Source organism: Desulfoluna spongiiphila (genome assembly GCF_900101345.1).
GTDB lineage: Bacteria > Desulfobacterota > Desulfobacteria > Desulfobacterales > Desulfolunaceae > Desulfoluna > Desulfoluna spongiiphila.
Genome location: NZ_FMUX01000005.1, coordinates 229,982 through 252,417, shown reverse-complemented (window position 1 = coordinate 252,417; position 22,436 = coordinate 229,982). Strand labels below are relative to the sequence as shown.

Here is a 22,436-nt window from a genome sequence, read left to right as displayed (position 1 = left end):
CAGAGGATGTGTTTTGACCCGAGGAACGAGGGGCAAAGCACATTCGCAACCTGCTTTCAAGGTGGCACACCTTGCCACCGGAGGCATTTTTTTTAAGAGACGACGAGTCACCCCTTCGTCTTTGGCCCTGGGCCTTCTTTCTACATCTGTTTAAAGAGGTGGGAGTAGCTGCGGCTGACGGTGAGGATCTCTGAAGACCCCTTCAGTTTGACGGCGAGACGTCCGGTGAGGGAGTGGCTGATCTTGTCGATGCACCCGGCGTTGATGATCGTGCCGCGGTGGATGCGCCAGAAGGTCTCGGGGTCCAGCTCCTCGCTCAGATCCTTGATGGGCTTTTTGATGAGGGACTCCCCTTCGGCGGTGAGGACGGTGGTGTATTTGGCGCTGGATTTAAAAAAAAGGACGTCGTCCACATAAATGAGGCGGATGCTGTCCCGGTGCTGGGCCTTGATCCACTTCAGGTGGTGTGCAGGGGCCGGTGGGCCCACGGCCCGGATCACCTCTTCGATGACGGCCTTGAGTTCCGCAGGGGGGGTGTTTTTTGCCACCTGCTTTTTCAGACGGGCAACGGTTTTTTCAAGGCGCGCGTTGGTGACGGGTTTCAGCAGGTAGTCCATGGCCTCGTTTTCAAAGGCGTCCACGGCATACTGGTTAAAAGCCGTGATAAACACCACCCGGGTGCTTCCGCCGCACCGCGCCGCCACCTCCATGCCCGAGAGCCCGGGCATCTTGATGTCTAAAAAGGCGATGTCCGGAGATTCGGATTCAATCAGCGACAGGGCGTCACGGCCGTTTCCGGCCCTGCCGCAGATGCGCAGCTCCGGCCAGATCCGTGAAAGCATGGACTCCAGATAGATGACCAGCTGCTCTTCGTCATCAGCGATGATGGCTTTAATCTGTCCCATGGGGCACCTCAATGGTGGCCAGAAATCCGTTGGGCCTGTTGCCCCCCAGACTGAGCCTGGCCTGGCCGTCGTAGAGGGTGTCGAGGCGTTCTTTGATATTGGTCAATCCCACGCCCCAGTGACTGCCTTCATGAAACCCCAGGCCGGAATCGGCCACGTCGATGCGCAGGGTTCCGGGCCGGGCCGAGGCGGCAATACGGATGTCGCCGCCCTCGATGCGGGGTTCCAGCCCGTGCTGGATGGCATTTTCAACCAGGGGCTGAATGAGCATGGGAGGAAAGGGGATACACCGCAGGCCGTCGGGGACGTCAATCTCGTAGGAGAGCCTCTCCCCCATCCTGATCTTGAAAATGTTCAGGTAGGCCCTGATCATCTCCATCTCCTGGCCGATGGTGGCCATCTCCTCACGGCTCTTGCACAGGGAGATCCGCAGGTAGGCGATGAGGTCGCTGATCATCACCTTGCCCCGGTCCACATCGGTGTCCAGCAGGCTTAAAATATTGGAGAGGGTATTAAAAAGAAAATGGGGCTCGATCTGGGCCTGAAGCATGCGGAGGTTGGTCTCCACCACCTTTTTTTCGATGGTGAGCCGTTTGATCTTCTCCCGCTGGATCCGCTCCCGGGCCTGCCGGATCTTCTCCTGGGAATTCAAGATAAACCGGAACAGGGAACCGCCCATGACGGTTAAAATCACCACCTGGACGATGAGTTCGCTCTTTTCCGGGAGGTAAAAGAAAAGGTCCTTGCCGGAAAAAAAGGCACCCAGAATGATGCCCGCACAGGCACCGGCCGCCATGGCAAGGGCGGCCCCGCCCATCTGGACCAGAGGCCCTTTCCAGCGCAGGCACACCAAGGCGCTGAAGGTAAAGGCAAAGGCGCAGGTTCCCACGCACTGACCGATGATCAGGTTGGTGGAAAACCCCTCACCAAACCCCATCATGGTGCTGAGCATCACAATGACGGTCACCGTGAGCACAGCCGATGCATACTTGCGCGCAATGAGCCCTGCGTGGTCACGCAACACAAAGGCCTTTCCGGGTTCTACCTCACGCATCTCACACCTTGATGTTGGGGCCTGTTGAAAAGCCTGCCTCCGGCGGCGAGGTGAGCCACCTCGAAAGCAGGTTGCGAATGCGCTTTCCCCTTCGTTCCTCAGGGAAAATCACATTCGCCTTTGGTTCAGATTAAACTGAATCTGTTTATTAAACCGTCGTTTTAAGATCAGGCAAAAGTTTGGCCCCCGGCAGGGCCGCCGGAGGCTCTTTTAAGCCAGTACTCTTTCCAGCCCCTTACATCAATTCTTGCCTTCCATCATGGACTGAACAAATTCCAGGGTACCGCGCACTTCCGGCTTGGTAAAGATATCGAAGCCGTCTCGCCAGGGCTCGCTGGCCAGACGGTTGCGGATGCTGTCGGCCGTGTCCAGCCGCATCATTTTCTTCATGACAAGGAAGGGCCGGTTCGGGGTATCGATCCAGGAGGTCACGATCTGCTTGGCGCGCTCGATGAGCTGGTCCTCTTCGACAATCTCGTCCACCATGCCGATCTCAAGGGCCTTTTCAACGCCAATCATCTCACCGAAGAACATGACGTTGCGATAGGTGCGGTCGTCATTCAGGCCATAGCGAACCACATGGTACTGGGCGATGGACAGGGGCAGGCCGATCTTGATCTCGCTCATGCCCATACGGATCTTGGGATGGTTTTTAACCAGGCGGTAGTCGGCGGCAAAGGACCAGATCAGACCGGCGGCGGCACAGTGGCCGTTGATGGCGGAGACCACAGGCTTTTCGCAGGTAAAAAAGTTGGTGAGAAGCTCTTCCTCCTCTTCAAACCAGGCAACCGCCTCTTCATGGGACTGGAACCCGATAAAATCCGGAAGATGGAACCCGCTGGAGAAGAAACGCCCGTCCCCGGTCAAAACGATTCCCTTCAAGGCGTCGTCTTCATTGACCTTCTTGACGATGGCATCCATCTGGCGCAGGGTGTCAAGGGTAATGGAGTTGGTGGCACCATGGGACAAGGTGATAATGACGATTCCGTCTTCGACTCTTTCCTTAATCATAATTCCCTCCGAAACGACCAATGGTCACAAAATACACAAAAATACCTATATAAACACACAGAACTTTGTTCACCGGCCGTCTGTCTTTTTTTACAGGCGGCAAAAAATGGATATACCCGACTTGCCCCGAAATGTCCATCCCGCATTTCGGAAAACCCGGGGCAACCCCGCCTCGCCGCACCCCCAGAGAGCCACAAACGGCACGGCATTTCGAACTTTCGGCGACGAACCGGACTATGCGGTGATGAACAGGCTCTGACGCGCCACAAAGGGGGGCAAACCTGCGGCAGGAATACGGAGAGGAGAAAAGGGCACGGCCACCCTTTTCAGCGATTTCGAAGGTAGCCCGAGTGGGTTATTTTCATGTACCGCTGCCTCTGGAACATGGCTTTTCGCCTGGCCTGGTCCAGAAGCATGGAGCGACGCTCCCTGCCCGGGTCTTCCGAGACCATGCGGTCGATGCGCATGGAGAGGCTGTGAAGCTCCCCCAGCACCGCGGAATCCGTGGTGGGCAGTTCTCTGATGAGGCGCTCCATGCGCGTGGCAGCACCCCTTAACTCGGTGATGAGGCCTTCGACTTTTTCGTTTCTAAAGGGGTTCTTCGGGTTCATGCATCCTCTGCAGCGACCTGGTTTTTAGCTGGAAGCGTGACGGTAAAGGTGCTGCCCACACCGGGTTGGCTTGTCACCTCAATGGCCCCGGCAAGTCCGTCCACAAGCTGGCGGACAATGGAGAGCCCGAGCCCCGTCCCCACGATAAACCGCCTTTTATCATCTTTGATGCGGTAAAACTTGTCAAAAATCTTTTCCAGGTGCTTTTTTTCGATACCAAAGCCGTCATCGGTGACCGCCACACGGAGTCCCCCGGCATCCGGCACGGACACGGTCACCGTCACATGCCCCCCGCTCCCCGTGTACTTGATGGCATTGGTGATGAGGTTGCCGTAAATGCTCTCAAGGGCCGTGGGGTCGGCGTAGAGGATGGGCAGGGACTCGGGAGGAAGCGCCAGCTCCAGAGAGACCCCCTGGGCCTGGGCCCGTGCCCTCAGAAAATCCACCATGGCGGATAGCAGACCGGCAGGCTCCACCTCACGGGGCTGGGAGAACTCCGCCCCCCCTTCAATGCGCTGAAGGTCTAAAAGATCGCCGATAAGAGAGATCAGAGCCCCGGTCTTGTCCCGGGCCCGGCGGACCATGCCCCTGTTCTCCTCCCCCATGGCGTCCCCTGCCTCCTCGTCCACCATGGAGAGCTGCTCGCAGATGGCCGTCAGGGGGGAGCGGAGTTCATGGGAGACCTTGGAGACAAACTCAGACTTCATCTGGTCGAAGGTCTTGAGGTCGGTGATGTCCGTCAAGGTTACCACCGCCCCCAGGCACTCCCCCTCCGCCGAGAGCACATGCTGGCCCCTGGCAAGGAAAAAGCCGTTTCCCGGCACCTGGAGTTCACACGAGGGGATTTTGCCGTCGGTCATGAACACCCCGGTGGAGATGCTGTTGATCCAGAGGCAGAAATCGGCATTGTCGATGTAGCGTGAAATGTGGTCCTGCCCCGTCAACGGAACCCCACCCGCAAAAAGCCGCTGAAAAACCGAATTCATCAGCACCACCATGCCAAAGGCATTGGTCACCACCACCCCGTTGGGCAGGGACTCAAGGATCGCAGCCACCCGGCTCTGCTCGGTCCCCAGGTCCGCCAGGGTGCGTTCCCGCTCCCGCTTGAGCTCTTCGGCTCTGCGGACCACACGGATATGGGCCAGGGCCCGCCCGGCAACCAACCGGATCTGCTCGGGCTCAAAGGGCTTGGCGATAAAGTCATAGGCCCCGTTCTTCATGGCCATGATGGCGGACTCCACGGTGGCAAACCCGGTCATGATGATCACCAGGCAGGCAGGGGCCGTCTCCCGGATCATGGCCAGGACCTCCATGCCGTCCATGCCCGGCATCTTCAGGTCCAGAAAAACCACCCGGGGGCTCTCTGCCTCCAGGACGGAAAGGCCCTCGGCCCCGTCCGCCGCGGTGAGCACCTCGCATTCTCCCCTGGAGAGCGAACGCCGACACCCTTCCCGGATGTCCTCTTCGTCATCGATGATCAAGACCTTGACGGCATCCTCGTCCATCGCTTTCATGGCTCTCCTTGTGATCGGCTGCAGGGAATCTCCACTCGGAATGTGGCACCTGCCCCCTCGTTGTTGGACGCGGTGATGGTCCCCCCATGGCTCTCCACGATGCCGTACGCCAGGCTCAGCCCCAGGCCCGTACCCTCCCCGGCCGCCTTGGTGGTAAAAAAGGGCTCGAAAATCCGCTTGAGAAGGGCTTCGGGGATCCCGGAACCGGTATCCGAGACCTCGGCGAAGACCCGGCCCTTGGACGCCACGCCGCTCTTGACCGTGAGCACGCCTTCGTTGTCCATGGCATCGGCGGCGTTTAAGATGATGTTCATGAACAGGTGGTTCATCTGCTGGCCGTCGGCCACCACCTGGGGAAGGGAAGCGTCCAGCTCCTGGCGGATCTCGATGTTCTGGAAAATGGTCTGGCTCTCCAAAAGGTAGAGGGTCCGGCTGATGGCCCGATTGATGTCCAGGGGAGACATCTCCCGCTGGGTCTGGCGGGCAAACTCCAAAAGCTCGCGCACCGTGTCCCGGCACCGGCCTGCGTCGCGGAGGATCCGCTTGACGTCCTGCTGGGCCTCTTCGGGGAGCTCGTACTCCTCCAAAAGGAGGCGTGCAAACAGCAGGATCCCGCCCAGGGGGTTGTTGATCTGATGGGCCACGCCCGCAGCCAGCTTCCCGAGGGAGGCCATTTTCTCGGCCTGGAGGAGCTGAAGCTGGGTCCCTTTGAGCTCGGCTTCCATGCGCAGCACCTCGCGCATGTCCCGGAAAAACCCGATGGAGGCCACCTCCCTGCCCTCCTCGTAGACAATGGCCGCGTCCAGGTTGATGGGCACGCGCTCCCCGCTCTTGTTCATGCCGTCCACCCGAAGGGCCTTTACCTTGCCCGGGCCTCCGTGGGGCGCACCGCGCATCTTCTTCATGATCTCTTCGGCCACGCCCGGGGGATAGACCTTGCGGATGTCCATACCGCCCACGGCCTCCTCCACGGAAAACCCGCAGATGTCCGAGGCCGCGTCGTTGAAGATCAGGATCCGGCCCTGGATGTCGGCGGCGATCACCCCGTCCACGGCACTGTTGATGAGGTTTTTCAAAAACGCGTTGGAGCGAACGAGGCTCTCTTCCATCTCCTCAAAGGAGGAGACATCGTAGTCCAGCAACACCACATAGGCGACCTCATCGCCGCTGTAGAGGGGGTAGGCGTAGTGGCAGGCTTCAGGCAGGGGCTTGCCGTCCACCGCCTCCACCTTTCGAACGGCCCGCATGCCCGTTCGAAACACCTCCACGGCAAGGCAGGGGCTGCAGGGCAGGCCTCGCCGGTAGAGAAGCTCATGGCAGGTCCGGCCCAGGCACTGCCGGCCCATGCGGCGAAGGCCCGGGCGGAAGTTGGTGGCAATCACCCGCAGATCCCGCGAAACCAGCATCAGGTTTCGCTTCTTCTCCTCAATGGCCCGTATGGTTCCATCGCGTTTGTCCGGATACACAGTGAGTCGGCTCCATCAAAAAAAAGGCCGCGTACAACGGTCTTCCGATTGCATCGCGGCCTCAACATTAAATCCAGTGCTTTGTTCTGAACACTCACATCATGCACACACCCAGACGTTACTCCACAACGGGCCTGGGAAGAACGCCCGCACGCTCGGCGATCTCCGGCACCCGGTGCTCCCACTCAATGGCCATGAGGTGCACCCCGTTAACGCCCTTCATCTCTTTGAACTCCTCGATCTGCTCGCAGGCGATCTTGATGCCCTCCTCAGCCACCTTGCCCTTGCCCGCGCCCTGGAGCCGCTTGATCACATCATCGGGCACTTCGATGCCGGGCACCTTGTTTTTCATGTACTTGGCCATACCCACGCTCTTCATGGGGGTGATGCCGGCCAGGATGTGCACCTTTTCGGTGAGGCCCATGTCCACGGCCTGCTTCACCCACTCCCGCATCTTGTCCATGTTGTAGACACACTGGGTCTGGACAAAATCCACCCCGGCCTCCACCTTCTTGGCCAGGCGGTGAACCCGCCACTCAAAGGGATCGGCAAAGGGGTTGGCCGCCGCCCCGATGAACATCTTCGGGGGCCCGTCGATCTCTTCGCCGGAGAGGAAGGTCCCCTCGTCGCGCATGGTTTTGACCGTGTTGATGAGCTGAATGGAGTCGATATCAAACACACCCTTGGCGTTGGGATGGTCCCCGAACATCTGGTGGTCGCCGGTGAGGCAGAGCATGTTGCGGATGCCCATGGCCGAGGCCCCTAAGACATCGGCCTGGATGGCCAGGCGGTTTCGGTCCCGGCACACCATCTGGTAGTTGGGCTCCAGCCCCATCTCGTTGACCAGGAGCGCGGCGGCCCAGCTGGACATACGCACCATGGCGGTCTGGTTGTCGGTGATGTTCACTGAGTCCACATGGCCGACCAGGTGCTGGGCCTTCTCCTTGACATGCTCGACGTTGGAACCGCGTGGGGGACCCAGCTCGCCGGTAAATGCAAAGTGTCCTGCTGCGAGAATTTTCTCAAGATTGCTTCCTGATTTCATATCGGCACATTCCTTCGCTGTGTGTTATGTTTCCATGGCCTCGCAAAAGGTAGAACAAGCCATATCGACGTTCAGTTAACCCGCATGTTTCTGCTCTTTCTCAAAATCGGGAAAAACGCCCTGCTCGCGGCAGATGGTGCGGGCAAAGGCGAGCATTTCCGGGATATCGATGCCGAAGGGGCAATAGCACCGCGTGCAGAGCACGCATCGCTCCCACACCACGTCGCGGATATCCTGCAGGGTGGCCCGGTCCACCATCCCCTTTTTCTTGTACAGCACCCCGATGGAGTTGATGAACTTGTAGGAGGGCATGTAGGTGGGATCGTTGTCCCGGGCGTTGAAGAGAAAACAGCTCTCGGCGCACAGGGTGCAGTGGGCACATGCGGCCAGAGAGAGCTTCATCTTTGCCTTTCTGCTGTCGAGCCGTTTCTTGATAAGGTCGGTGTCAACCCCGGCTGTGTTTTTCTTGAACATGTCGACTCTCCGTATGGAAGGGAGCCCCTGAACGGGCTACCAGTTTCTGTTGCCGCTGCCCAGAGCCCACTCGCCCTTGACGGAAAACCGCACCGCAAAGAAGTAGACCATGTGGACAAATTTGGTGAAGGGCGCAAAAATCAGCATCGCCTCACCGGCCAGGATATGCAAAACGATCATCAGTTTGTAGTCAAACGCCTGGTGATACGCAAGAAACCCCGTGATAAACGGAGCCGTGGCCAGGAGCAGCATCAGGTAATCGTACCCGCTGGTGATAATCCGGACCCGGGCAAGAAAGAGCCTGCGGTAGAGAAAAAACGCGCCGCAGAGCAGAAACACCACGGTGAGCACATCCGAGGTTCGTTCGCTGAGCGAAAACAGGGAAAACCCGATGGCCCGCTCGATGAGGATGTTGTGCCCCAGGAGAAACAGCGGCACAGCCACAAGGCAAAAATGAAAGACCGAGGTGACGATGATCATTCCCGGGCTCGTTTTAAAGATGGAGAGCTTCAGGGCATGGAGAAATCCCCCCGCCCCGGCAGGCGGCACCTCGGCCGCCAGGCCCTGCGGACGCTTCAGTTTCGGATCCTCAACGGGACTGGAGAGGGAGAGAAACCGAATCACCTGCCAGATGATGCCGCCGAAGAAGATCGCAATGGAAATCCAGACCATCGGACCCCTTATAAAATCATACATGAGAGCCCCACTTTCCTTTTCAATGGGTTGACGTCTGCGTGAAAAGGGATGCCCCTTTCACCGGTACCCGGAGCCGCCGATGCACCATCGGCCCGAAGGCTCCTTGCTGAGGAGGCACCACGGCATCACTTGTAATAGCGTTTCTCGTATTTCGGCTGAACCACGGTGCGCTGGAGCTGGTTCTGCCACTGCATCACCTTCTGGAGTTTAAGGATATCGTCCAGGCGATCCTGAGCCTTGAGCCGTTCGTAAATATCCAGCCAGGCACAGGGAACCTCCTGGCTCACTTCGCACATGCCGTTGTTGGTGCCGCCGCAGGGACCGTTGAACAGGCCCTTGGCGCATCGGGTCACCGGGCAGATGCCGCCGGTGTAGGCCAGGACGCACTCCCCGCAGGCCCTGCACTTCTCTTCGTACATCCCCAGGCTCCGGTCCACACCGATGAACATGGTGTTGACCGCCGGAAAGACAGGCTTGTCGGGGTAGCGCTCGGCCATGAGCTGCACCCCGGCCCCGCAGGCCATGGAGAGGATACAGTCGTAGTCCACGGCGATGTCGTCCAGCTCCTGCATCAGGTCCATGTTGCACTGCCGTTCCACCGTGTAGTTGCCCAGCTGTTTGGAGGTGCCGCTCTGCTTGAACGTCAGCTCAAGCTCGGCATTGAGTTCGTAAACCTCCCGCTGCCCTCCGGCCAGACACACCGATACGCAGCCGCCGCACCCCACGGTCAGCACCTTGCCGTAAGCGGATATGGCATCTGCGATCTCTTCCAACGGTTTTCTCTTGGCTTTAACCACGGTTCCCTCCCATTATAAGTTATCTCAACCCCATCCCCGGATGAGGCTGTCATCTGGCATGATCCCTCGCCGACCAGGCGGCTGCCCGGCGGCATCTTTCCATGACGAACCGTTACGGCCTTACATGGCACTCACCACACATGACCGGACCGGCTTTTTCGGCTTCATGGCAGGAGATACACTGGTTATGAAAGGCATCCATGGGTCCTGTTTTCGCATCATCTCCGTGGCAGGAGACGCAGGACACGGCACTGAGCTCCTCCCGGTCCATGCTGTTGAGCACCATGGTCTCCTCCGGCTCCGTCTCCATGAGAAGGTCCTCATCAAGGACATTCTCCCCGTCCTGGTAGTCGTGATGGCAGGACAGGCAGTCCTCGGCCACATCAAAATGCATCTCATGGGGAAAGGAGACCGAAGGTCTCTGCTTGGCGTCCGCCTCCGCTGCCCCGGCAGTCGGCGCCACCGGGCACAGGGCCAGTGCCGCGAGCATGAAAAACGACGTTACGCAAGATCGTGTTCTGATTTTATCCATGGGATTGTCACACTCCTCGCAGATATGGATGAACATAAGATGATGGTGGAAGCATCCCTTCCAGCCATCACAACCAGGTGTCGTCAAAGGAAAAAACAATAAGAGAGAGAAAATGCACGGATCGTGTCCTGAATCGCAACGCGCGATGCCGGGCCCGCCCTAAGCGTACACCGTTCAGCCTCAAGCACACCTATCAGACACGTGATACTTTCAATACGCAAATTGACTTCTGATGTCAAGTAACTATAAAACTCAACTTTTGATTTCTTCGTAGCCAATCCTGAAACCCTTTCAAAACAAGAAAGAGTTCAAATTAATAACGGAATCACCACGCAAGGAACACCTGCAGCAATAGCTAAACATTTGTCTTCACAGCCCCCTTGCGTGCCACATATTGCGGACAAAACGCCACCCCCTTAAGTACACGCAAGGCCGGAGCCCACCGAAGCCCCTGGACCCCGACAAGGCCCCCATTATATCCCTATGCAAAAATTTTACAATCGGACAATTCAACCAAACATACCTCTTCTTCCTGCCCAAGGTGCCCCTGGTCCAGTCCCATCTCATCGCTTTCTAAGGACATATCGACCGCCCTCGCCCCACGGCCTCAACCGACAGCCATATTTCCTTCATGCGAAAGGGAACGCTGTGATCTATATCACTCGAAATTCACAGGGCATTCTTTCCATTGCCGTCACTTTACGAGAAACCGTTTTTCATGTTGACATCACTTGATGCGGCTTCCTATAATTTCTAAGTTTCAGGCACGGGTGCCTGAGAAATAGGAGGGGGGACACCCTTCGTCACGAAGTGAAAACCGATGGTTACCTGTTCACTGCCTCGGCGACCCTTCAGGGGACAACCAAGCGTCCCTTTGGCCTGCAACCAGCTCCCGGGGCATCCCCGGGGACCGTTTTTTTTATTCAGACAAATCGAGGAACCGTAGCCCATGAAAAAAAGTGCCCTTCTTGTTGCCTTCGTCCTGCTTGCCCTCCTGACGGCATGCCAGACCGTCTCCACCCAGCGCGTGGAGACCGACAGCGTCACGGACGTGGGGGACAAATGGAACGATACCGACTCCCGGCTCGTTGCCGACGAAATGATCGACGATGTGCTCTCCCGCCCCTGGCTGAACCGGTTTTACAAGGCAAACAACGGCGAGAACCCCGTGGTCATCATCGGCTCGGTAAAAAACAAGAGCCACGAGCACATCAACGTGAAAACCTTCGTCCGCAACCTGGAACGTGCCCTGCTCAACTCCGGCCAGGTGGAGTTCGCCGCAAGTCGCAGCGAGCGGGACGAAATTCGCGACGAACGTCTGGACCAGGCGTCCCACGCTTCGGAAGAGACCGCCAAATCAGCCGGCCAGGAGGTGGGGGCCGACTTTATGCTGCAGGGGGAACTGAACAGCATCGTCAACAAGGACGGGGGGAAATCCGTACGGTTCTACCAGGTAGACCTGACCCTTATTGACCTGGAAAAAAACAAAAAAGTATGGATCGGGGAAAAACAGATCAAAAAAGTGATCAAGCAGAGCCGTTTCAAATTTTAATCTGCCTGTTTTCCCAGCGTATCGATTGACGAAAAACCGCCCGATCTCCATCAGGAGATCGGCGGCATTCCGGCTGGTCGGTCTCCGGCCAGCCCGGCTGCCCGTCCACTCGCTCCGTGTAATGCTCTCATGAGGAAGGTGTGACCCCCATGAAACGACTTGTTCTTCTGGTGGCGCTTCTTATCGCCACCACCGGATGTGCTCCTACATTTAACTACGCCAACCTGGACAGCCTTCTCAAGGCCGGTGACTGCGTCGCCTCCAAGGAGATGATCAAAACCAGGCAATCCGACTACGGCAAACATGCCCAGCTGCTCTATCACCTCGACTGCGCCATGATCTTCTACGAGTGCGGCGACCTCAAAAGTGCCGCGGCCGAGTTCAGCCAAGCCGATGAAATGGCCCAGGCCCTCTGGACCAAAAGCCTCAGCGCCGGTGCCGCCTCGTTCTTGGTGAACGACCTGATCATCGACTACCCGGGTGAAGACTTTGAACGGGCCCTCATCAACATGATGGCCGCCTTCACCTATATCCGCGGGGGCGACTACGAAAGCGCCCTTGTGGAGTGCCGGAAGCTCAACACCCTCCTGACGGAGTACAACGACCAGTACGAGTCGAAAAACGTGTACAAAGAAGACGCACTGGGCCGCTACATCAGCGGAATCCTGAGCGAAATGGACGGCGAATACAGCGACGCCTACATCTATTATTACGAGGCGTTCAGGGCCTACAAAGACTACAACGCGGCTTACGGCACCCCCACCCCGCCCTCTTTGTATGCCGACCTGTTGCGCGTGGCTGTTCCCGCAGACAGGGTCCGGGAAGCCAAGCGCCTGACAAAGGGCTACACCGGTACGGTGCCCTCCCACCGTGCCACCCGTAAAAAGGGACGCATCGTCTATGTGCAGTTAAACGGGAAGGCCCCCAAAAAGGTGGAAAACAAGATCACCCACCTGGCCCCCACAGGCCCCGTCTCCATCGCCTTTCCCCGATACGTCACCTTTCCGCCGGGGTGCAGGGACAGCGGCCTGGTCTTGACCGACACAAACGGCAGCACCCTCACCACGCCGTCGGCCCTGGCGGAAAACATCACCGCCATTGCCGTCAAGAACCTGGACGACAGAAAAACCCGCATCTGGACCAAGACCATTGCCCGGGCCGTTGCCAAACAGGTGGCCGTTCATGCGGCGGCCAAGCAGATAGAAAAAGAACAGGGCGAATTTGCCGGGATGCTGGCCCAGCTTGCGGGCCAGGTGGCAGCCAGTGCAACGGAAAAAGCGGACACCCGCTCCTGGCGCACGCTGCCCGGTGAAATCTATCTCGCAAGCCGGTTTGTGGAACCCGGCGAATACAAGGCCTCGGCCATCACCTGCGCAGGGGTCGACGCCTACCTTGAAACGGTCAACGTCAAGGCGGGAGAGACCGTCTTTGTCTTTAACCATACCATGCATTAACCACCGGTACGTCCGGTGCCCAGCAAGGCACCGGACACGCCCATGATGCCCGCCCAGCAAGGGAGATAAGTGAACACATGAAACGACTGATGCCCCTGATACTTGCCACCTCACTGGCCCTTTCCGGCTGCGTGGCCTCCACTCCGGGCAAGGCCCGAACCAGCAGCAGCAGTGAGGCCCAGCGAGAGCGCGCCAGACAAGCCTTTGACGAACTGGAAGGGCGTCCTCCGGCCCAGGCCGCGGCCCCTGCGTCCAAACCGGCCCCTGAGCCCCCTCACCGTGAAGAGTACAGGCCCGCCCCGGCCAAGGGGACCCCTGCGCCAGACTTTTCCGAGTCCACCCATCTCATCGCCAAAGGGTACGGGCAATCCCGTCCCGAAGCCGTGCGTCGGGCCAAAGCGGAGCTCTCCAATATTTTCGAGTCCCGCATCGAAAGCGACATCTCTTCGGTCACCCGGGCCGTCACGGACTCCGCCCAGGGGGACACCCTCTACAAAAACGTGCAGTCCAAAATCCGTGTGGCTTCTTCCGTTGAACTGGAAGGCGTGGAGATAGGGTCCGTCACCAAAGACGGACGGGAATATATGGCCGAGGCGGGCCTGGACCGGGCACGTGCCGCTGAGAAATGGCAACACGACATCAACCGGCTCAACGCCCGCATCGAGGTGGAGGAACAGGCAGCCCGGGCCAGCCGCGGAAAGCTGATGCAGCTCAAGCACCTCAACGAAGCCATGGACCTCTTCATTGAGCGCGAGGCCCTGGTGAGCCGCCTCCGCGTCATCAACCGTCCGACCCGGGGAGCTGACCACAAGGAGTTCGAGGCCCTTGTCTCAACCCTTCAGAAGGTCAAAACAGATTTCCGGCTCAACCTCAAGGTCGATGCACCCAACGGCGAGGAGCTATCCCGCAAGCTGGCCAAAAAGCTCACCGAAGCCGGTTTCCTTGTGGAATCCAACGGGCGCGGCGGCGATGCCACCCTGCACATCTCCATGACCCTTTCCCGGGTGGAGCTCAACAACCCCAATTTCAAATTCATGCGCGCAACAGCCGATGTGGCCATCATCGACCCCACAACAGGCAAGATGGTGGGAAGCTTCAACGAAAACAAACGCGAAGGCCACATCACCTATCAGGAAGCCGGCGTCAAAGCCACCCGCAGCCTCGCAGGTGCTCTGTCCGCTGAAATTGTCGCCTATTTCAACTAACGCCTTGAAAGGAGCAACCATGACCGACGGCACCATGCAGCCCATGGACATCGACGACACCCCGCTTTACGGCCCCAAAGGCCTTCTGGTCTGCGGCCTTGAAACCGAAACGGCAGACGCCCTGGTGTCCCTGGTGGGACAACTCGGGTGGAGCGACCTGCCCATCGCCTTTGCGGGACGAGACGATCTGGCGACCCCGGTGGGAAAGCTCTTTACCGAGCAGCCGAACAACTGGGAAGCCCTGGGCGGGGTGGCCGTGGTCATGGCCGGTATCACTGGAAACCAGCTCCAGCAGCTCATGAAAAGCTGGCGCGAAAACGCCCTTCCCCGAACCCTGTGGGCCACCCTCACCGAAACCAGTGAGACCTGGCCCCTGGGCACCCTCCTCAAGCACCTTTCCGAAGAGCAGAAGGAGATGGCCAAGGCCGCCCGCCGCAAAAGATAGAAGCAAGACGAATCCGTTCATCCGGTGCCGTTCTATCCTGACGCCGCTTTGCCTGCAGACAATAAAAAAACCGCTTCGGTATCGAAGCGGTTTTGCAAAACGGGACAAAAATAAAACATTCAAAAGCGATGCCTCCGGCGGCAAGGTGAGCCACCTTGAAAGCTGTTTGCCGCTGCGCTTTAACCCTCGTCCCTCGGGTTAAAGCGCAGCGGCATTTTTTGTGCCTGAGCCCTGACGGGTCAAGTGGTCACGTCCCCTGCTCCACACCTGCCAGGATGGCCTGCTCAAAGGTGGCCCGGTCCACGGAGGCGGTAAACAGATTGGATCCGTAGCAATCGAACCGCTTGTCCGGACGCATGCCGACCTTGGTCAGCACCGCCACCGAGGCCCTGTTTTCCGGCATGGCCGCCCCGTAAATCCGAGGCAGCTGAAGCCCCTGAAAGCCATACAGAACAAGCCGCATGGCCGCCTCAAAGGCCAGCCCCCGGCCCTGCACCGTCTGGATCAAACCGTAACGCAGATCGATGAAGGGGCTCTCCACCACATGCTCCAGCCCGCAGTACCCCACGGGCTCCCTGCCGTGCAGCTCTTCCAGCACAAAGGTCCCGAAACCGTACTGGTCCCAGTGTTCAAGCCGACGGTCCACATGGAGGTGGACCTGCTCTATGGGGCAGGGGTAATCCACGGGGAGCCAGCGTGTCAGCTCTCCATCGCTTAAAAAACGCTGCATAAAGCGCCGGTCCTGTTCCTCCATGGGGCGAAAACGCAACCGGGAACTGATCAAATCCATACCCACCTTCTCTTAAAAAATTCCGCGGGCCAGGGAGCCCTGTCTTATCATGCCCTGGCGAACATCCGCTCAAAGCCTCTTTTTTTTGTAAACACAGCCATGCCCCTGTGGAAAAGCTCGGGACTCAGCCGCTTCATCCACCACATGATCTTGCCGTCCCATTGAGGAATAACATAAAGCTTCTTCTTTCGCACGGCCTTCTCAATCTCCCGGGCCACATCCTCAGCGGTATACTTTGTCTTTGCGAAAAGCCCTTCGGCGACTTTTCGCTGCTGCTCGTCCGTGGAGTGGAAACGTTCCATCAGGTTCGTCTTGAAGAAAGTAGGAGCCGCCACAGTAACACCGATGCCCTGGGGCGCGAGTTCTGAAAAAAGGGTCTCGGACAAGGAAATCACCCCCGCCTTGGTCACGTTGTAGCTGCTCATCTCAGGGAAGGAGACGATGCCCGCGCTGGAGGCGACATTGACGATGTGGCCGCTGCCCTGGGCCTCCATGAAGGGGATAAAGTGACGACACCCCTGGATCACCGCCTTTAAATTCACATCCATGATCCACTCCCAGCGATCCTCGGGGATGGCATCCAGGGTCCCGGCAGCACCCACCCCGGCATTGTTGACCAGGACATCAAGGCCCCCCCACTGGTCTTTAACCGTCCGGGCCAGCTCTTCGAAAGCCCCCTCCGCCGTGACATCGCACAGCCGGGTCAGCCCTTCGCCGCCCGCGTCGCCAATCATCCGCCCCGTCTCCTCAACGGTTCGCGCGTCCATATCCGCGACACAGACCCGCCACCCTTTTCTCGCATAGACAAGGGCCAGGGCCCTTCCCAGTCCGGAGCCTCCTCCGGTGATCACAATTCGCTTCTTTTCAGACATCTCCGCTCCTTTGCCGTGCGATTTAAATTGAGAACAACACACTGGAAATCAAGAGAAACACAAACAAGCATTCATGAACCATGGGACTACAGGGGATCATACACCATGCATGCGAGGAATCAAGGTATTCGTTACTCCTCGTTGCGACAAGGGAGGAAAAGGGAGAAGGTGGTGCCGGAATCCGGCGAAGAGGTATAACTGACGGTGCCACCGAGATATCGCTCGGCAAAAAGCTTCATGGAGTACGTGCCCACCCCCCGCCCGCTGCCCTTGGTGGAAAAGGAACGCTGAAAAATCCCAAGTTGAATATCGCGGGGGATGTAGCCGGCATTGGTTACTGAAAAATGAACGGCATCGCCGCAGGGGGTACAGCCGGTATCCACGCGGCCCCCTTCGGGGGTCGCCTCCAGGGCATTTTTGAACATGTTGATAAGGATGCGCCGCAAAAGGACCGGGTCGGTTTCGACGACGGCGTCCCGGGAATCCGGGGAGAGACTCAGGGTGCGGGAATGGGTGGATTTGTTCCGGGTGTAAAGCCCCAGGCATTGTCGGAGGGTTTCCAGGGCGGAGACCGGTATGAACTGGGGCTGAAGCTCACCGGCCTCGGCCTCCAGGAGATTCTTGTGGGAACGGATCTCGTCCAACAGCCACTGGGACGCGTAAAAAACCGTTTCCACTTCCCCTGCATCCGGCCCGAAGCCAGGGCCGTCCATCAACAGCTCGGCGGTACCGGAGATGGCGGCTGCGGTATTGGAGATATCATGGAAAAAAGTGCGTTCCAGGCTTTTCCTCCTGTTCTCGTCGGAGATATCCACCGCGGAAAAAATAGTAAACAGCTCCCCCCCACGCCAGATGGGTGAGGTCCGGACCCGCAGTTCCAGAACCCCGCCCCCCTGACTGGTGATGACGCACTCCATCACCGAAGGCTTCTCATCCTGGGAGGCCAGGATGGATTTCACGGCTCCGCAGACGCTGCAGAACTCGGTGGTGCCGCAGCCAGACTCCGAGGAGAGGGCGTTGACGCACCCCAGTGCTTCCCCGGGACGCTTGCCGTACACCTGCTCCGAGTCCTTGACCCCGGCAAGTTCAAGGAACCGCTGGTTCACACAGACAATCTGGCGGCACCGGTTAAGGACCAGAAACACCACGGGGAGGGCCTCGGCCAGTTCGCGCATTTCAAAACTCGTGAAAAGCTGGCTCTGAGCCCTGATTTCACCTGGCCCAAGTCGCTCCACCGAAGCAAATTGCGTCACCGCTTGATCCACGGCTCGACCCTCCGTTGCCCTTGGGTTGAAGCATGCCATGCCCGCTGCGGCTGGAAAGGAACAGCCCTGTCAACGCCGCAGCAGGCAGCTGTGCGTTATTTCGAGTTGCCAAACACCACCTTGTAGACATCTTTGTAGACCTTTGCAAAATGAAAGGTCATGCCCTTGCTGATGTAATCGGGCAACTCGTCCACATCCCGCCGGTTGTCGTCGGGAAGCACCAGCTCCCGGATACCGATACGACGGGCCGCGATCACCTTCTCGCGAATGCCTCCCACGGGAAGAACCTTTCCCGTCAGGGTAATCTCCCCTGTCATGGCCAGGGGCCGGTCAATCTTTCGTCCGGTGGCAAGGGAGATCAGGGCCGTGCTCATGGTCACCCCGGCACTGGGGCCGTCCTTGGGGGTGGCCCCTTCCGGCACATGCAGGTGGACAAAGGCCGAATCAAAGTAGGCCTTGTCCACGGAGAAATCCCGTGTGTGGGAGGAGACAAAGCTGTAGGCGATCTCCGCTGATTCCTTCATGACGTCCCCCAGCTGCCCGGTGAGCTTGAAGCCCTTGGCAAGATCGTGGATCTTGGTGGCCTCCACCGATAAGGTGGCGCCCCCCATGGTGGTCCAGGCAAGGCCCGTGACGATGCCCACCCCTTCCATGGGACGCTCTTTCCGGAAAATGGGCGGCCCCAGGTACTCCGGGATGTCCTTAACCCCCACGGAGACAGGCTTGTCCCCGGTTGTGAGAAAGCTCACCACCGCTTTTCGGACGATGCGGTTCATCTGTTTTTCAAGGTTCCTGACCCCGGCTTCCCTGGCGTAGCCGTCGGCAATGGTCCGAATGGCCGCATCGGTGATCTTCAGCTGTTTTTTGGGAATCCCGCTCCGCTCCATGAGGCGGGGCCAGAGATGCTTGCGGGCGATCTCCACCTTTTCGGCGGTGATGTACCCGGAGAGCCTTGTCATGTCCATGCGGTCCAAAAGGGGCTGGGGGATGGTGTCCAGCTGGTTGGCCGTGCAGATAAAAAGCACCTTGGACAGATCCAGCCTCAAATCGAAGTAATGGTCCAGGAACTCGCTGTTCTGTTCGGGGTCCAGGGCCTCCAGAAGGGCAGAGGCGGGATCTCCCTGGTAGGAGGCCCCCACCTTGTCGATCTCATCAAGCATAATTACGGGGTTGGAGACGCCGGTGTCCTTGAGCGCCTGAACGAACTTGCCCGGCAGGGCCCCGATGTACGTTCGGCGGTGCCCCTTGATCTCCGCTTCGTCGCGCATGCCCCCCACGCTGAACCGGTAAAATTTCCGCCCCAGGGCCTCGGCAATGGATTTTCCGATGGAGGTTTTGCCCACCCCCGGAGGGCCCACCAGAAGCATGATGGAGCCCGAAACCTCTTGTTTATAGACCCCCACGGCCAGGAACTCGATGATGCGGTCTTTGACGTCCATGAGCCCCGAGTGGTCCCGGTCGAGTATTTTTCGCGCCCCCTTGATATCCAGCTTGTCCTCGGAGGAGACCCCCCAGGGCACGGAGGTGATCCAGTCGAGGTAGTTGCGGGACACGGCGTATTCGGGCGAGCCCTTTTCAAGGACCTGCATCTTGTCTATCTCGCTTTCCACCCGCTCCAGGACATGCTCGGGCGGGTCCAGCTTCTCCAGGCGCTCACGGAACTGATCGATGTCTGCCGTGCGATCATCCTTGGCGATGCCCAGCTCCTTCTGGATCACCTTCAGCTGCTCCCGGAGGAAAAATTTTCGCTGATTGTCATTGAGGCTTTTGTTCACCTCCTGGCTGATTTCGCTCTGGAGTTTCAGGGACTCGTGTTCTTTTTTCAACAGGACCAGCACTTTTTTCATGCGATCCATCAGAGAGGTGGTCTCCAGGATGTCCTGGATGTCCTTGCCCGGGGCGGTGGTGATGGACGCCCCGAAATCGGCCAGGGGCGAGGCATCGTTGGGGCTGAACCGGGTAACGAAGTTCTTGACCTCCTCCCCGTACAGGGGGTTCAAGGGGATGATCTCGCGAATGCCCTTGATCACGGCAACGGAGTACCCCCTGAGCTTTTCCGTGTCCCCCCTTGTCTCCACGGGATAGGTCACCCGGACATGGAAGGGGGCCTCCTTGGACAAAAAGTCCTCAATGGTAAACCGCCGGACCCCCTGGGCCACCACCTGCAGTTTTTCGCCGTCGGCCATGACGTTGTGGATCTGCGCCACGCACCCCATGCGGAAAAAACTGTCGGGACCGAGCACCTCTCCGGCTTCGGGCCTCACCAGCACCAAACCCACCAGACCGTTGCTCTCGTTGATGGCTTTTTCTATGGTGGGCTGCCACTTATCCTGGCTGATAATAAGGGGCTGGGCCTGAAACGGCAGGAAGGGACGCCCGGTGACAGGAAGGATCACCAGGTTATCGGGCATAATCTGATGAGGAATGGCAAGGCTTGAGGTCTGATCTGCCTCGTTTTCAGACACGACTTCAGGAGTAATGGGCTCATCGTTTTCCATGGTCAGGCTCCTTTCACGAATAAGCATGGGTTGTCTGCTTAAGGAATTATGCTATGGATTCAGCGGGACCGGAAAATGGGTCGACGGGAGACGGGCTTGCAAAGATGACTCTTCGGGCCTTTAAGGAACCCCATGCCTTCAAGACCGATCGCTGATTGATAAAAGGTAAGGCACCTTCTCATCATTTCAAGCCGATGAGTCATTATTGCACAAAGCCCGCCGTCTGTGAACTTCGCAATCTGTCAACAACCACTCAAAATCACGGATGGAATCCTCAAAAACAGCGCGTTTGTTTTCTCCCCGGTGTTTCCGCCTGCCATAAAAAAACCCCCACCGCTTGCAAAAAGCGATGGGGGTCTTCCGGTTTCACAACCGGTGAGATGACTGCGGCCTGTTCTTCAGAGAATGGAATCCACAAAACTTGCCACACGGGAGTGGGTCATGCAGGACCCGAAGAACTCATCCGGGGGCGCCTCGGTGACAAACTGCCCTTTTTCCATAAAGATAACGCGATCTGCGATTTCCCGTGCAAACCCCATCTGATGGGTGACGATGATCATGGTCATCCCCTCATCTGCCAGGCCTTTGATGGTATTGAACACCTCACCCACAAGCTCGGGGTCCAGGGCGCTGGTGGGTTCGTCAAAAAGCATGATCTTGGGCTTCATGGCAAGGGCGCGGGCAATGGCCACCCGCTGCTTCTGACCGCCGGACAGGGTGGCCGGGTAGACCTTGCGCTTCTCCGAAAGGCCCACCTTTTCCAGCATGTCCTCTGCGATGATATGCGCCTCTTCACGGCTCTTGCCCTGGACCGTAACGGGCCCTTCCATGATGTTTTCAAGGACGGTCATGTGAGGAAACAGGTGAAAATGCTGGAACACCATGCCGATCTCGGCTCGCAGGGCACAGATATTCTTCTGAGTATCTAAAACCCGTTTTCCCTTTTTCTCGACATAACCCACCGTCCGACCTTCAAAAATGAGGTCTCCGTCGTCGATCTCTTCCAGGATATTCACGGCTCGCAACAGGGTGGACTTTCCGGAACCGGAGGGCCCGATGATCACCACCTTCTCTCCGGGCATGACGGACAGGTCCACGGCATCCACGGCCGTTGTTTTTCCGAAGCGTTTGGTGATCTTCGACAGGCTGATAATCGGTGCATTGCCCGGGGTCGGGTTTGTAACGTTATCTGTTTTCATAGGCTCCGACTCGCTTTTCAATTTTCTCGAAGGTCACCGTAAACACGGTGGTAAACAACAGGTAAATCATGGCGGCAATGATCAGGACGTTCACGTTGAAGTAGGTGTTGAACATCTGGTTTGCTGAGCGCATCAACTCCACCATGGCAATGGTGGAGACCAGGGCGGTGTCCTTGATCAATGCGATGAACTCGTTGCCCACAGGGGGCATGAGCCGCTTGTACGTCTGGGGAACGATGACCCGGCGCATGGCCTGGGTGTAGGTCATGCCGATGGCCTTGGCCGCCTCCATCTGACCGCTGTCGATGCTCTCGATGCCCGCCCGGATAATTTCCGCCAGATACGCCGAGTAGTTGATTCCCAGGCCGATGATGGCCGAGGTGGTGGGGGACAGGGTCACGCCCAGGGAGGGCAGGCCGTAGTAAATAAAGAAAAGCTGCAGAAGAAGCGGCGTCCCCCTGAAAAACCAGATAATAAACCAGCAGAACCCGCGAATGGGCGGCAGGCCGCTGATGCGCCCCAGGGCGATGAGAAGCCCTCCGATGGGCGAAATAACCATGGTGATGACCACAAGAAAAAGCGTGATGCCCGCCCCTTGGATAAGGGAAGGCAGAAACATCTTCATGTCGTCGATAAAGAGAACCCACTTGGGCTTTTTGGATTTGGCCAGGGAGGCCAGGACGTTTTTGGCCTCCATGTGATCGGGAAAAAGGGCCAGCACCTCGTTGCAGGAGGCTTCTGCCTCATCGGACATGCCCAGGGCATGGTAGAGTTGGGCCTTCTGGATGCGACTCTTGACAAAATCCCCGGCGTTGTCGGTGCCGCTGGGTGCGGGAATCCGATCCAGAACCTCAAGGGCGCTCTGGTAATCACCGGTGGCGATGAGGTTGCTCGCCTCCCTGAACACCTTGTCCGGGTTGATGTCACCTGCGGCAAGGGCCGCTGTCGGCAGGGCCAGCAGAACCAGCCATATAAAAAGCAGAAAGCCTCTGCGTATCGTGGGTCTCATGGATATGTCTCGCCTTCATTTGACGGCTGTGTAGCGTGGATA

21 protein-coding genes are annotated in these 22,436 nt (G+C 58.3%); 4 read left to right on the top strand and 17 right to left on the bottom strand.

Annotated features, from left to right (window positions below; all coding sequences use genetic code 11):
* Positions 1–140 precede the first annotated feature (140 nt).
* The 11 genes from BLQ12_RS09350 to BLQ12_RS09300 form a co-directional block, all read right to left on the bottom strand.
* Positions 141–905 carry a LytR/AlgR family response regulator transcription factor gene (locus BLQ12_RS09350; RefSeq protein WP_092210374.1) on the bottom strand — a complete coding sequence of 255 codons (765 nt, stop codon included), beginning with the start codon at positions 903–905 and terminating at the stop codon, positions 141–143.
* Positions 892–1,959: a sensor histidine kinase gene (locus tag BLQ12_RS09345; protein ID WP_092210373.1), complete on the bottom strand. Its 1,068-nt coding sequence runs from the start codon at positions 1,957–1,959 to the stop codon at positions 892–894. The genes BLQ12_RS09350 and BLQ12_RS09345 overlap by 14 nt, the downstream gene beginning before the upstream one ends.
* 240 nt (positions 1,960–2,199) lie before the next feature.
* On the bottom strand, positions 2,200–2,970 hold the full coding sequence (locus BLQ12_RS09340) for an enoyl-CoA hydratase/isomerase family protein (protein WP_092210372.1): 771 nt from the start codon (positions 2,968–2,970) through the stop codon (positions 2,200–2,202).
* Between the two features lie 326 nt (positions 2,971–3,296).
* A complete protein-coding gene (locus tag BLQ12_RS09335) occupies positions 3,297–3,581 on the bottom strand; it encodes a hypothetical protein (protein WP_092210371.1) in 285 nt (94 codons plus the stop codon).
* The gene (locus BLQ12_RS09330) at positions 3,578–5,095 is read right to left on the bottom strand and encodes an ATP-binding response regulator (RefSeq protein WP_254782030.1); all 1,518 of its coding nucleotides are present in this window, start codon (positions 5,093–5,095) and stop codon (positions 3,578–3,580) included. The genes BLQ12_RS09335 and BLQ12_RS09330 overlap by 4 nt, the downstream gene beginning before the upstream one ends.
* Complete coding sequence (locus BLQ12_RS09325; protein WP_254782029.1) at positions 5,092–6,561, bottom strand: ATP-binding protein; 1,470 nt, start codon at positions 6,559–6,561, stop codon at positions 5,092–5,094. The genes BLQ12_RS09330 and BLQ12_RS09325 overlap by 4 nt, the downstream gene beginning before the upstream one ends.
* A gap of 118 nt (positions 6,562–6,679) precedes the next feature.
* Entirely contained in the window at positions 6,680–7,606 is a 927-nt protein-coding gene (locus BLQ12_RS09320) for a methylenetetrahydrofolate reductase (protein ID WP_092210370.1), read from the bottom strand.
* Between the two features lie 75 nt (positions 7,607–7,681).
* Positions 7,682–8,080, bottom strand: a complete 399-nt coding sequence (locus BLQ12_RS09315; RefSeq protein WP_092210369.1) for a 4Fe-4S dicluster domain-containing protein — start codon at positions 8,078–8,080, stop codon at positions 7,682–7,684.
* A 36-nt stretch (positions 8,081–8,116) separates the two neighbouring features.
* Positions 8,117–8,752, bottom strand: a complete 636-nt coding sequence (locus tag BLQ12_RS09310; protein WP_254782028.1) for a respiratory nitrate reductase subunit gamma — start codon at positions 8,750–8,752, stop codon at positions 8,117–8,119.
* Between the two features lie 149 nt (positions 8,753–8,901).
* Entirely contained in the window at positions 8,902–9,573 is a 672-nt protein-coding gene (locus BLQ12_RS09305) for a methylenetetrahydrofolate reductase C-terminal domain-containing protein (RefSeq protein ID WP_092210367.1), read from the bottom strand.
* Between the two features lie 112 nt (positions 9,574–9,685).
* Positions 9,686–10,105: a cytochrome c3 family protein gene (locus BLQ12_RS09300; RefSeq protein WP_175469609.1), complete on the bottom strand. Its 420-nt coding sequence runs from the start codon at positions 10,103–10,105 to the stop codon at positions 9,686–9,688.
* A gap of 949 nt (positions 10,106–11,054) precedes the next feature.
* Here BLQ12_RS09300 and BLQ12_RS09295 point away from each other — a divergent pair.
* The 4 genes from BLQ12_RS09295 (at position 11,055) to BLQ12_RS09285 (ending at position 14,761) form a co-directional block, all read left to right on the top strand.
* Positions 11,055–11,657 (top strand): penicillin-binding protein activator LpoB, encoded by a 603-nt coding sequence (locus BLQ12_RS09295; RefSeq protein ID WP_092210366.1) that lies wholly within the window; start codon positions 11,055–11,057, stop codon positions 11,655–11,657.
* 149 nt (positions 11,658–11,806) lie between these two features.
* A complete protein-coding gene (locus tag BLQ12_RS09290; protein ID WP_092210365.1) occupies positions 11,807–13,111 on the top strand; it encodes a COG3014 family protein in 1,305 nt (434 codons plus the stop codon).
* A gap of 77 nt (positions 13,112–13,188) precedes the next feature.
* On the top strand, positions 13,189–14,316 hold the full coding sequence (locus BLQ12_RS27380) for a hypothetical protein (RefSeq protein ID WP_175469608.1): 1,128 nt from the start codon (positions 13,189–13,191) through the stop codon (positions 14,314–14,316).
* Positions 14,317–14,335: 19 nt separating this feature from the next.
* Positions 14,336–14,761, top strand: a complete 426-nt coding sequence (locus BLQ12_RS09285) for a DUF3783 domain-containing protein (RefSeq protein WP_175469607.1) — start codon at positions 14,336–14,338, stop codon at positions 14,759–14,761.
* A gap of 247 nt (positions 14,762–15,008) precedes the next feature.
* Here the strand turns inward: BLQ12_RS09285 and BLQ12_RS09280 are convergent, their stop codons facing one another.
* The 6 genes from BLQ12_RS09280 to BLQ12_RS09255 form a co-directional block, all read right to left on the bottom strand.
* Entirely contained in the window at positions 15,009–15,551 is a 543-nt protein-coding gene (locus tag BLQ12_RS09280) for a GNAT family N-acetyltransferase (protein ID WP_092210363.1), read from the bottom strand.
* Between the two features lie 47 nt (positions 15,552–15,598).
* Positions 15,599–16,423, bottom strand: coding sequence for an SDR family oxidoreductase (locus BLQ12_RS09275; protein WP_092210362.1), 825 nt, complete (start codon positions 16,421–16,423; stop codon positions 15,599–15,601).
* Positions 16,424–16,554: 131 nt separating this feature from the next.
* Positions 16,555–17,598 (bottom strand): sensor histidine kinase, encoded by a 1,044-nt coding sequence (locus BLQ12_RS09270; protein ID WP_175469606.1) that lies wholly within the window; start codon positions 17,596–17,598, stop codon positions 16,555–16,557.
* 185 nt (positions 17,599–17,783) lie between these two features.
* On the bottom strand, positions 17,784–20,186 hold the full coding sequence (lon, locus tag BLQ12_RS09265) for an endopeptidase La (RefSeq protein ID WP_092210360.1): 2,403 nt from the start codon (positions 20,184–20,186) through the stop codon (positions 17,784–17,786).
* 398 nt (positions 20,187–20,584) lie between these two features.
* Positions 20,585–21,385: an amino acid ABC transporter ATP-binding protein gene (locus BLQ12_RS09260; RefSeq protein WP_092210359.1), complete on the bottom strand. Its 801-nt coding sequence runs from the start codon at positions 21,383–21,385 to the stop codon at positions 20,585–20,587.
* Complete coding sequence (locus BLQ12_RS09255) at positions 21,372–22,394, bottom strand: amino acid ABC transporter permease (RefSeq protein WP_092210358.1); 1,023 nt, start codon at positions 22,392–22,394, stop codon at positions 21,372–21,374. The genes BLQ12_RS09260 and BLQ12_RS09255 overlap by 14 nt, the downstream gene beginning before the upstream one ends.
* Between the last annotated feature and the right edge of the window lie 42 nt (positions 22,395–22,436).